Source organism: Methylorubrum sp. Q1 (assembly GCF_004683995.1).
In the GTDB taxonomy this organism is placed as follows: domain Bacteria; phylum Pseudomonadota; class Alphaproteobacteria; order Rhizobiales; family Beijerinckiaceae; genus Methylobacterium.
Window position 1 is genome coordinate 1 of the sequence record NZ_SRHQ01000052.1, and the last position, 9567, is coordinate 9567.

Consider the following 9567-nt stretch of genomic DNA (forward strand, 5'->3'; position numbering starts at 1 on the left):
AACGGGGTATAAGGGCGCCCGAACAAAGCGTCAACCGGAAAAACGCCGGAAGCGCGAGAACGGCCGTTACGGAGCCTGTCTGCCGACCCCGAGGGGCACTCCGCGAGCGGAGTGCCCTCCCCTTTCAGCCGCGAGTCCCCCAGCGAACGCCCTCGCGGCTTTCACCGGCGGCCTGCTGACCGATCGCGGGGCCGCTCGCGCGACCGGGGCGGTGAAGCGACTGGGTCGACTCGCTGTGCGGGGCGAGCGTATCCGGCACGCCGGCCTCCGCTTCGGTGCCGCGCCCCTGCGCGAACTGCCCCGCCTTGCGGAACCGCCAGAGATAGCCGGGCACGACCGCCTCGACTGCCGTTGGCACGATGCCGAGCGCCTCGATGGTGCGCCCTTCCGCCTTCGCAGCATCCGAGACGACGTTGTCGACCTGAAGCAGGGCGACTTGATCGCGCGTCAGTTTGAGGTTGGCAGGAAGCAGCCCGAGGGTCAGCGTATCGGCGATCTCGATCACCCGAGCCTGCAGGCGCGCCACCGGCTCCGGAAGGTCGAGCACGGCGCGGCGGCGCATTGTCACCTCGAGCATGTAGCGCACGAAGTATTCGAGCGTATTCACCTCCGGCCCGCCAAGCTCGTAGACCCGGCCGCCGGGCGCCAACCCATCGACCGCGCGGGCGATCGCTTCGGCGACATCGCCGACGAAGACCGGCTGGAAGCGGGTCTGCGCACCGGCGAGCGGCAGGGCTGGCAGGAAGGTCGCGAGCGAGGCGAAGCGGTTGAAGAAGCCGTCGCCGGGTCCGAAGACCAGCGAGGGACGGAAGATCACGGCACCAGAAGAGGCGCGCAGCACCTCCGCCTCGCCGAGCGCCTTGGAGCGGGCGTAGAGCGAGGGTGAATCCGGATCGGCGCCCAGCGCCGAGACATGGACGAGCTTCGCCCCCACTGCCGTAGCGGCTCGGGCGATCTCGCCGGCCCCCTCGGTCTGGAGCTTCGAAAAGCGCTGGCTGCCCGACTCCTGCAGGATGCCGACGAGGTTGATGACGATATCGGAATGCTCGACCGCGCGGCGGATCGAGTCGGGATAGCGAAGATTGGCCTGGACGCCGACGATCTGACCGACCTTGCCGAGCGGTTGCAGGAACAGGGCGAGATCGGGCCGGCGCACGGCGACGCGGATTCGATAACCGCGCTTTGCCAGGGCCCGCACCACGTGGCGCCCGAGGAAGCCGGAACCGCCGAACACGGTTACGAGCTGCGATTGCGGGCGGGTGGTCGCGCCGGGCGCGGTGACGAGGCTGCTCATGGCCGATGGAGGCCCCTTTATCTCGGGTGACACGTCGAGACGGGCGGCATGACCGCCACACGGCCGACGAGCCCCGGAGCGCGACCGTCGGCAGCACGCTCCTTAGACCAGTTTGAAGGCGAGGGCAGCCTGTCGACTTGAGGAAAATGGAACGGATCGCGCATCGTTCCAAGAGCTGGTTGCCGGCTCGTTCCTACGGACCAGCCCTTGGCCGACCTGCGGCGCGATCCTTCATTGGCGGCTGAAGCGCCCCTCCCGCAGGAAGTGCAGGGTCTCGGCGGCCAGGCGGCGGTTCCACATCATCGTCGGGTGCGCGGTCGGCAGCACGATATGGTCGGTCATCCCGTCGAGGCGGGTGCGCGCGACCGTGACGCGTCCGTCGTTCGGCCCCGGCAGCAGCAGCAGCGACGCCAGAGGATAGAGGCTGCGGCTGCCGGCGATGATGCCGAGCGGGTAATCGACCCGGCCGAAGAGGCGCACCTGCGCTGCCCCGCGCTCCGTGCCGAGTTCGGCGCCGGCCGGGCCGAAGAAGCGGCGGTAGGCCGCAAGGCGGTGCAGCGCATCGGCAATCTCGCTGCCGCCATTGGGCGGGCCCAGCATCACCACGCGCCCGAGATTGTCCGGCCGGCGCCGGGCCAGGAGCACGCGGGCGACGAGGCCGCCCATGGAATGGGTGACGATGTGAAGGCGGGTCACCTCCCCCGCGAAGGCTGCGACCGTGGGCGCAATCCCCTCGGCGATGTCGGCCAATCCGAGCCGCCGCGCCGGATAATCGAGGTTGAGGGTGACGTAGCCGGCGCGTGCCAGCCGGCGCTCGAGCGGGCGGAGCGAGGCGGCCCGGCGGGCGATGCCGTGCAGCAGCAGGACGCCTTCGGTCCCGTCGGGGCTCGTTCCGCTCATGGTCGTACAGCCATCGCGAGCGTCGCGTCGGCGAATGCGTTGCAAAGGAGAGCGGTCATCGTCCAATTTTTTCGACGCATGGATGAAGAGACACGCAATGCTCCCGACGAACTCTGCGTGTTCACGCTTGTGCGTCAACGGCGGATCGGCCGTCGATACAGGCAGAGTGCGGCCTCCCGCACTTCGATCCGCAGGCATTCCCTGGCAGGGTCGCCGCAGGAATTTGCGGTGAGGCGTGTGGGGTGTTGGCGACGGAGGAAGCCACGAAGCGCGACGTACGGACCGGTTCGGGCCGCCTCCTCCTGATCTTTGCCACACTCTACGGCGCCTATGGTGCGCTCTCACCCTTCCTGCCTGCGTTCCTCGAAACGCGGGGATTGGGACCGAGCGAAATCGGAACGTTGCTCTCTGCCGCGATGCTGGTGCGGCTTGCCGCCGGACCGCTGATCGGGCGGCTCGCCGACCGGCACGGCGCCGTGCCGGCCTTCCTGGCCGGAGGACTTGCCCTCTCGGCGTTGCTGACCCTGGCTTTCCTCGGCGGTCACGGCTCCATGCTGTTCGCGATCGCCCTCGCCCAGGCGGCGGCGACCGCGCCGCTCGCGCCGCTGGCCGATACGGTGGCGCTCGCCGGCAGTCGTGACGGAGCCGTCTACGGCCGCATCCGCGGCGCTGGCTCGGCCGCCTTCATCGCCACCACCGTCCTTGCCGGTTCCATCATCGGGATCTTCGGCGACGGTGCCGGCCCGCTCGCTTGTGGCGTCCTGTTCGCCGCCGGGGCCGCGCTGACATTGCGCCTCGCGGGGAATGCCGTGCCCGCGAGGCCGGCCGAGGACGCGGGCGGCGGGTTCGCGGCACTTGCCGCGGATGCCCGCTTCCGCCGGCTCGTTCTCGCCGCTGCCCTCGTGATCGGCGCGCATGCGATGCACGACGCCTTCGCGGTCATCGTCTGGCAGGCGGCGGGAATCGGGCCGCGCGTGGCGGGCCTGCTCTGGGCGGAAGCGGTCTTGGCCGAGGTGACGGTATTCCTCTGGCTCGGGCCGCGGCTCCTGGCGCGGATCGGGCCGGATCGGGCGCTGGCGCTCGCGGCGCTTGCCGGAGCGCTGCGCTGGGCGGTGCAGGCGCAGACCTCCTGGCTGCCCGGACTCGTCCTGATCCAAACGCTGCACGGGCTGACCTTCGCGCTCCTGCATCTCGCCTGCCTGCGGCTCATCGTGGAGACCGTGCCGGAGCAGCGCCGGGCGACGGCGCTGACGGTCTACGGCACCTTCGGGCTCGGGCTCGCCTCCGCGCTGATGCTGCTGCTCTCGGGCTTCCTCTACGATCATGTCGGTACGAAAGGGTTCTGGGTGATGGCCGCGGTGAGCCTGTCGGCCGTTCCCGTTGCGCGAGGGCTCCCGGACATCCGATAAGGGCCAAGCCGCGGATAAGGGCCAAGCCGCATTCGCCTTCGTCAACAAGAACATATATAGAACAAATCAGACTGCCCTCGTGATTCCCTCATGATTCCATGCCTGCCGTCGCCGAGATCCTGATCCCGCTCGCGCTCGACACCGCCTACAGCTACGCGGTGCCGGCCGGACTGACCCTCGCCGAGGGCGACATCGTGCAGGTGCCGTTGGGTCCGCGCGAGACGATCGGCGTGGTCTGGGGGCTCGACGAGCGGGTCTCGGGGGGGAACCTGCGGCCGGTGACGGGCAAGGTCGAGGCGCCGCCGCTCTCGGAGTCTTTGCGCAAGCTGGTCGATTGGCTGGCGCGCTACACCCTGGCACCGAAGGGTTCGGCGCTCGCCATGGCCCTGCGCCTGCCCGACGAGGCCGCCCGCAACGAAGCGCCGCGTGTCGGTGTGCGCGCCGCCGGCAAGCCGCCGACCCGGCAAACGGTCGCCCGCGGCAAGGTGATGGCTGTGGCCGCCGACAACGCGGTGCGGGGCAAGAGCGCGCTCGCCAAGGAGGCCGGGGTCTCGCTCAGCGTGGTCGATGGACTGATCGACGACGGCGCGCTGGAGACCGTGGCGCTGATGCCCGAGCCGGTGGCGCTGCCGCCGGACCCGGACCATCCGCGGGTGCCGCTATCCGACGCGCAGGCTGAGGCGGCGCACGCCCTCGTCGCGAACGCCCCTTCCCCCGCCGATGCTGCGACCGGTGAAACCATCCTCCTCGAAGGCGTCACGGGCTCGGGCAAGACCGAGGTCTATTTCGAGGCGGTGGCCGAGTGCGTGCGGCAGGGGCGGCAAGCCCTGGTGCTGATGCCGGAAATCGCACTGACCGCGCAGTTTCTCGACCGCTTCGCCGGGCGCTTCGGGGTCCGGCCGGCGACTTGGCACTCCGGTATCGGCGGCAAGCGCCGCGAGCGGCTGCGGGCGGGTGTGGCCGCGGGCGAGGTCTCGGTGGTGGTCGGCGCCCGCTCGGCCCTGTTCCTTCCGTTCCGGAATCTCGGCCTGATCGTCGTCGATGAGGAGCACGAATCCGCCTACAAGCAGGAGGACGGCGTCCACTATCACGCCCGCGACATGGCGGTGGTGCGCGGCAAGATCGAGGGTTGCCCGGTGGTGCTCGCCTCGGCCACGCCGTCGATCGAGTCGCGGGTCAACGCGCAGAGCGGGCGCTACCGCCACGTCGCGCTCCCCGGCCGTTTCGGCGGGCGGCCCATGCCCGACATCGCGGCCATCGACATGCGCCTCGACAAGCCGGAGCGCGGGCGCTTCCTGTCGCCGCCCATGGTGAACGCGGTCAAGAGCACGCTGGCCGCGGGCGATCAGGCGCTGCTGTTCCTCAACCGCCGGGGCTACGCGCCGCTCACCCTGTGCCGGGCCTGCGGCCACCGCTACCAGTGCCGCAACTGCTCGACCTGGCTCGTGGAGCACCGCTTCCGCCGCGCGCTGGTCTGCCACCAGTGCGGCTACGCCGAGCGCAAACCGGAGGCCTGCACCGAGTGCGGCGCCTTCGATCACCTCACGCCCTGCGGGCCGGGCGTCGAGCGGATCGCCGAGGAGGTGACCGAGCTGTTCCCCGAGCAGCGCATCGTCGTGCTGTCGAGCGACTTTCCCGGTGGCGCCGAGCGGCTGCGCCAGGAACTGGAGACGGTGGCGGCGGGCGATTGCGACATCGTTGTCGGGACGCAGCTCGTGGCCAAGGGCCACAACTTCCCGCACCTGACCCTCGTCGGGGTGCTCGACGCCGATATCGGTCTCACCTCCGGCGATCCGCGCGCGGCCGAGCGCACCTTCCAGCTCCTGCAGCAGGTGACGGGACGTGCGGGGCGCGGCGAGCGGCCGGGACGCGCCCTGGTGCAGACCTACCAGCCCGAGCATCCGGTCATCGCCGCCCTGCTCTCGGGGGATGCCGACCGCTTCTACGAGGAAGAGATCTATGCCCGCGAGGCAGCGGGGCTTCCGCCGTTCGGGCGGCTCGCCGCGCTGATCGTCTCCGGGGAAGAGCGGGAGAAGGCCGAGGCGCACGGTCAGGCGCTGGCACGCGTTGCCGAACCGCCGCCCGGCGTCTCCGTTCTCGGGCCGGCGGAGGCGCCGCTTGCCCTGATACGCGGGCGCTGGCGATTCCGGCTGCTGGTGAAGACCGAGCGCGGCATCGACGTGCAGAGTTATCTGCGGGATTGGCTGGCACGCGGACCGAAGCCGCGGGGTAACCTCAAGGTCGCAATCGACGTGGACCCGCAGAGCTTCCTATAATCGCGTCCGTCCGCCGTCGGCCGAGGTCGCTCGCAGTCTCCTGCAGGCGCGCTCGTCCTCGGCTCATTCGAGGAGCGCCGCGCCTTGCTGACCTATGAGAAGAAGCCCGATTCCGCCATCGCCGAGATCGTCGTCGATGGGAAGATCTCCGATGAGGAGATGAACACGGTCATGACCGCGATGAAGGCCGACCTCGACAAGGGCGGCCGCATCAAACTCCTGGAAGACATCCGCAGCTTCGAGGGGATGGAGCCGGCGGCCTTCTTCAAGGACCCGCGCTTCGGCATCTCGATGATGAAGGGCGTGAGCCACGTCGCCCTCGTCACCGACGCGACCTGGCTCAAGGCCGTGGCCGAGACCTTCGGTTTCGTCTCGCCGGTGCAGATCAAGGTGTTCGAGCGCGCCCGCATCGGCGAGGCGCGGGCTTGGCTCGAAGCCGCCGTCTGACGACGTACGGACCGCTCCCACACGAATGCACGAAAAAGGGGCGAGCCTGGCGGGCTCGCCCCTCTCTTTTCGAACGACAGACGATCAGATTACTCGGCGAGCGCGGTCCGGAGCGTGTGGCGCTTGGCGACCCAACGGCCAGTGCACAGGCCGCCGGAGACGCGCCATGTGCCGGAGCCCGAGCGGGCCTGGAGCCGGCCCGAGGCGGTCCCGTTTGCGGCCGCTGCCGCGACGTTCAGGCCCACATCCCCATCCGCACCGACGCGGCCGCTCACCGTGGTGCCGCCGGAAGCCACCGCGGTGACCGGGCGGACCTGTCCGTCCCGTACGGCCAGGGTGTAGCTGTATTGGGCGTCACACATGCCGCTCTCGGTCACGAGTTGAACCGACCACGTCCCATCGAAATCCCCCGCCATCGCCGGCGAGGCGAGCATGGTGGCCAGAGCAGCGGTGAGGGCAAACTTGAGCATGCAGCATCCAAATCAGCGACGAGGGTGAGGCGCACGGTGCGCCGTCGCCTGCGCTGTCCGTACCGTCAATCTGTGAGATGCCCACACTCTACCGAAACAAGAGGCGATAATATGACGCCAACGAATGATTGCTCATGACAACAAGTCTCAGCTGTTCGCCGGACGATGGACGCATCCCTGAAACAGAAGCGTCGCCATTCGCGCTTTTTATGCACCACCCTGTTGCAAGCGCAGCCTTAACGACTTCAGGTTCGCATCTCGAAAATGCGAGAATAGCCGTGTTCATGCACTCGATGGGGTCGAACCCCGCCGCTTGATCGGTGCAGGGTGCCTCGCTCCATCAGACGGACGGCAAACCCTCTTGAAATCAGGTCGGAGGGGCCGGCTTCGCCGTTGGCGAAAGCTGTTCTGAGAAGGGCCGTCAGGCGGACGGTTCGGCGAGGCGCGCCCGGTGGCGTTCCAGGGCGTCGCGCAGGCTCGGCATGAAGGCGGACGAAGCGTCGAGACCGGCCACGCCCTGTCCGAGCCGGTCGAGCGCCCGCACCTGCGCATCGAGACCGCCGAACGCGGCGAGATAGGCCCAGATCGCCTCGTCGGCCTCGGCGACCGGAACCGGTTGCTCGGATGCGAGCAGAGCCGAGAAGATATCCAGGGTTGTGTCCAGGTTCGCCACGTCGGATCCGTTTCAGAGGCATCCATGGGGTTGGGCTTGCAGTGCGCTCCGCCGAAATGGATGCCGGTTCGGCAGAGCGTGGGTCGAAACGAGCGGCCAGCGTCGTCCGCGGGCTGGCATCAGCGGTGGCGGGTGCCGCCGAGCAGGATTGCCGCAGCGGCGAACCCGACGCCGGCGACGAGAGCCGCCGTCGAGAGCGAATGGAGCGTGCCGCGGGTGTCGAGGTTGCGGCGCATCCCGTAGCCGGGACGGCTTCCGGCGGTGCGGCCACCCACGCCCGCCTGATAGCTCGGCGGAAAAACACACCGCATCGCAAGCGACGATCACGCGGTAACCGCGATCAATCGCGCCGAGGATGGTCGCCGGCACACAGACGTCGGTCTCACCGCCCGTCACGACGAGGGTGTCGATTGCTTCCGCCTCCAGCAAACCGGCCCGTTCAGGCTTCAGCCAGTGCGAGTAGACCAACTTGTCGATCACCTTGGCCGGCGGCCCGAAGCGGGTCACGCTCGGCACCCGATCGACCCTCTCCGGTCCGAGCGCATCCAGGGTCATCTTGGGCCTGTGCCGTAGTCGCGCCGCCACGCCCCCTTGCACTCCTCGGGCGAACCGATCGGCACGAAGCGGGTGAACACGGCCCGCTCCGGATGGGCGGCGGCGATGCGCTCGATGTTCGGCAGGATGCGGGCGAGCCAGGGCGTGTGCCAGTCCGTCTCCTCGGAGACCATCCTCGACGCGTCGACGCAGGGATGGACGGCCCGCGGGCCGAGATCGCCGAATCTCAAACCGTCTTTGTGCGCCATGGCTCGCTCCGAGACGTTCCTTCGCTGTGCTTTCAGTTCGGGTGGAAGACGACCTTGACGCAGCCATCCTTCTTGTCGCGGAAGGTCTTGTAGAGGTCGGGCCCGTCCGCGAGGTCGGCGGAGCGGTGGGTGATCAGCGAGGCGGTGTCGAACTTGCCCTGCTGGATCAGCTTGGTCAGCGGTTCGAGGTAGCGCTTCACGTGGGTCTGGCCGCTCTTGAGGGTCAGGCCCTTCTGGACGATCGCACCCATGTTGACGGGAATCGGCCCACCATAGACGCCGGGCACCGAGACGATGCCGCAGGGCCGTACGGCGCGGATCGCTTCCATCAGGGCATAGGGCCGCTCGGTCGAAGTCAGCTTCTCCTGCAGCGTCGAGATCACGCCGGAAAGGCCGTGGCCGGCGCTGGCTTCCATGCCGACGCAGTCGATGACGCCGTCGGCGCCCTCGCCCCGACTGATCTCCTTGATGCGCTCGAACACGTCCTCCTTGGCGAAGTCGATGATGTCGGTCGCGCCGTATTTCCCGGCGAGCGCGAGGCGCTCGGGCACGGTATCGATGGCGATGATCCGCTCGGCGCCCATGATCTTGGCCGATTGGATCGTGAACAGGCCGACGGGCCCCGCGCCCCACACGGCGATGATCTCGCCGCCCTTGATCTCGCAATGCTCGGCGCCCTGCCAGCCGGTCGGCAGGATGTCGGTGAGGAACAGGACCGATTCGTCGTCCATGCCCTCGGGCACTTTCATCGGGGCCACGTCGGCCATGGGCACGCGCACATACTCGGCCTGCCCACCGGCATAGCCGCCGGTGATGTGCGAGTAGCCGAACAGGCCGGCGGTGGTGAAGCCGAACTGTGCCGCTGCCATCTCGGCGTTGCGGTTCGAGCGCTGGCAGACGGAGAAGTTGCCGAGCTTACATTGGCGACACTCACCGCAATTGATGTTGAAGGGCACGACGATGCGGTCGCCCTTCTTGAACTTGGTGAAGCCCGGCGCGGTCTCGACCACCTCGCCCATGAATTCGTGACCGAGCACGTCGCCCGACTTCATGGTCGGCATCTGTCCATCCATCAGGTGGAGGTCGGAGCCGCAGATCGCGCAGGAGGTCACTTTGATGATGACGTCGCGGGAATCCTCGATCGTCGGATCCGGCACCGTGTCGCAGCGGATGTCACCCTTGCCGTGCCAGCACAGTGCTTTCATAAGACGTCCTCGAGGTTCGACCGGTGATGCCGTTCAGGCACTGCCGCAGGAAACCCGGGGTGCGTACGGCCAAGTTCCTTCCGCCCTTAG

The 9567-nt window shown here is 68.7% G+C and carries 10 protein-coding genes and 1 pseudogene; 3 read left to right on the forward strand and 8 right to left on the reverse strand.

The features are described 5' to 3' along the window. Positions 1 to 124 precede the first annotated feature (124 nt). Both E4V01_RS24780 and E4V01_RS24785 read right to left on the reverse strand, forming a co-directional pair. Positions 125 to 1294, reverse strand: a complete 1170-nt coding sequence (locus tag E4V01_RS24780; protein ID WP_135300218.1) for a complex I NDUFA9 subunit family protein — start codon at positions 1292 to 1294, stop codon at positions 125 to 127. A gap of 231 nt (positions 1295 to 1525) precedes the next feature. Then, positions 1526 to 2194 carry an alpha/beta fold hydrolase gene (locus E4V01_RS24785; protein WP_135300219.1) on the reverse strand — a complete coding sequence of 223 codons (669 nt, stop codon included), beginning with the start codon at positions 2192 to 2194 and terminating at the stop codon, positions 1526 to 1528. Between the two features lie 242 nt (positions 2195 to 2436). Here E4V01_RS24785 and E4V01_RS24790 point away from each other — a divergent pair, with 242 nt between their 5' ends. From E4V01_RS24790 to E4V01_RS24800, 3 genes are all read left to right on the forward strand, one after another. Further along, complete coding sequence (locus E4V01_RS24790; RefSeq protein ID WP_135300220.1) at positions 2437 to 3603, forward strand: MFS transporter; 1167 nt, start codon at positions 2437 to 2439, stop codon at positions 3601 to 3603. A 98-nt stretch (positions 3604 to 3701) separates the two neighbouring features. After that, entirely contained in the window at positions 3702 to 5879 is a 2178-nt protein-coding gene (locus E4V01_RS24795) for a primosomal protein N' (protein WP_060769030.1), read from the forward strand. An 84-nt stretch (positions 5880 to 5963) separates the two neighbouring features. Beyond that, positions 5964 to 6326, forward strand: a complete 363-nt coding sequence (locus E4V01_RS24800; RefSeq protein ID WP_060769031.1) for an STAS/SEC14 domain-containing protein — start codon at positions 5964 to 5966, stop codon at positions 6324 to 6326. Positions 6327 to 6415: 89 nt separating this feature from the next. Here E4V01_RS24800 and E4V01_RS24805 read toward each other — a convergent pair whose 3' ends face one another. The 6 genes and pseudogenes from E4V01_RS24805 to E4V01_RS24825 form a co-directional block, all read right to left on the reverse strand. Next, positions 6416 to 6796 carry a hypothetical protein gene (locus E4V01_RS24805; RefSeq protein ID WP_135300221.1) on the reverse strand — a complete coding sequence of 127 codons (381 nt, stop codon included), beginning with the start codon at positions 6794 to 6796 and terminating at the stop codon, positions 6416 to 6418. A 421-nt stretch (positions 6797 to 7217) separates the two neighbouring features. Further along, on the reverse strand, positions 7218 to 7469 hold the full coding sequence (locus E4V01_RS24810) for a hypothetical protein (RefSeq protein ID WP_135300222.1): 252 nt from the start codon (positions 7467 to 7469) through the stop codon (positions 7218 to 7220). Between the two features lie 119 nt (positions 7470 to 7588). Next, positions 7589 to 7744: a hypothetical protein gene (locus E4V01_RS24815; RefSeq protein ID WP_245517704.1), complete on the reverse strand. Its 156-nt coding sequence runs from the start codon at positions 7742 to 7744 to the stop codon at positions 7589 to 7591. Between the two features lie 79 nt (positions 7745 to 7823). Beyond that, positions 7824 to 8024: pseudogene (locus tag E4V01_RS26445) on the reverse strand (isochorismatase family protein); the annotation flags it as partial. Next, positions 8021 to 8272 (reverse strand): hypothetical protein, encoded by a 252-nt coding sequence (locus E4V01_RS26450; protein WP_245517703.1) that lies wholly within the window; start codon positions 8270 to 8272, stop codon positions 8021 to 8023. The pseudogene E4V01_RS26445 and the gene E4V01_RS26450, both read right to left, overlap by 4 nt. Positions 8273 to 8304: 32 nt before the next feature. Then, the gene (locus E4V01_RS24825; RefSeq protein WP_060769034.1) at positions 8305 to 9477 is read right to left on the reverse strand and encodes a zinc-dependent alcohol dehydrogenase; all 1173 of its coding nucleotides are present in this window, start codon (positions 9475 to 9477) and stop codon (positions 8305 to 8307) included. Positions 9478 to 9567 lie beyond the last annotated feature (90 nt).

What these genes read in the sequence shown, in the direction of transcription:
- E4V01_RS24785 (WP_135300219.1), bottom strand. Translation starts at nt 2,194, where the DNA reads ATGAGCGGAACGAGCCCCGACGGGACCGAAGGCGTCCTGCTGCTGCAC.
- E4V01_RS24825 (WP_060769034.1), bottom strand. Translation starts at nt 9,477, where the DNA reads ATGAAAGCACTGTGCTGGCACGGCAAGGGTGACATCCGCTGCGACACG.
- E4V01_RS24805 (WP_135300221.1), bottom strand. Translation starts at nt 6,796, where the DNA reads ATGCTCAAGTTTGCCCTCACCGCTGCTCTGGCCACCATGCTCGCCTCG.
- E4V01_RS24780 (WP_135300218.1), bottom strand. Translation starts at nt 1,294, where the DNA reads ATGAGCAGCCTCGTCACCGCGCCCGGCGCGACCACCCGCCCGCAATCG.
- E4V01_RS24795 (WP_060769030.1), top strand. Translation starts at nt 3,702, where the DNA reads ATGCCTGCCGTCGCCGAGATCCTGATCCCGCTCGCGCTCGACACCGCC.
- E4V01_RS26450 (WP_245517703.1), bottom strand. Translation starts at nt 8,272, where the DNA reads ATGGCGCACAAAGACGGTTTGAGATTCGGCGATCTCGGCCCGCGGGCC.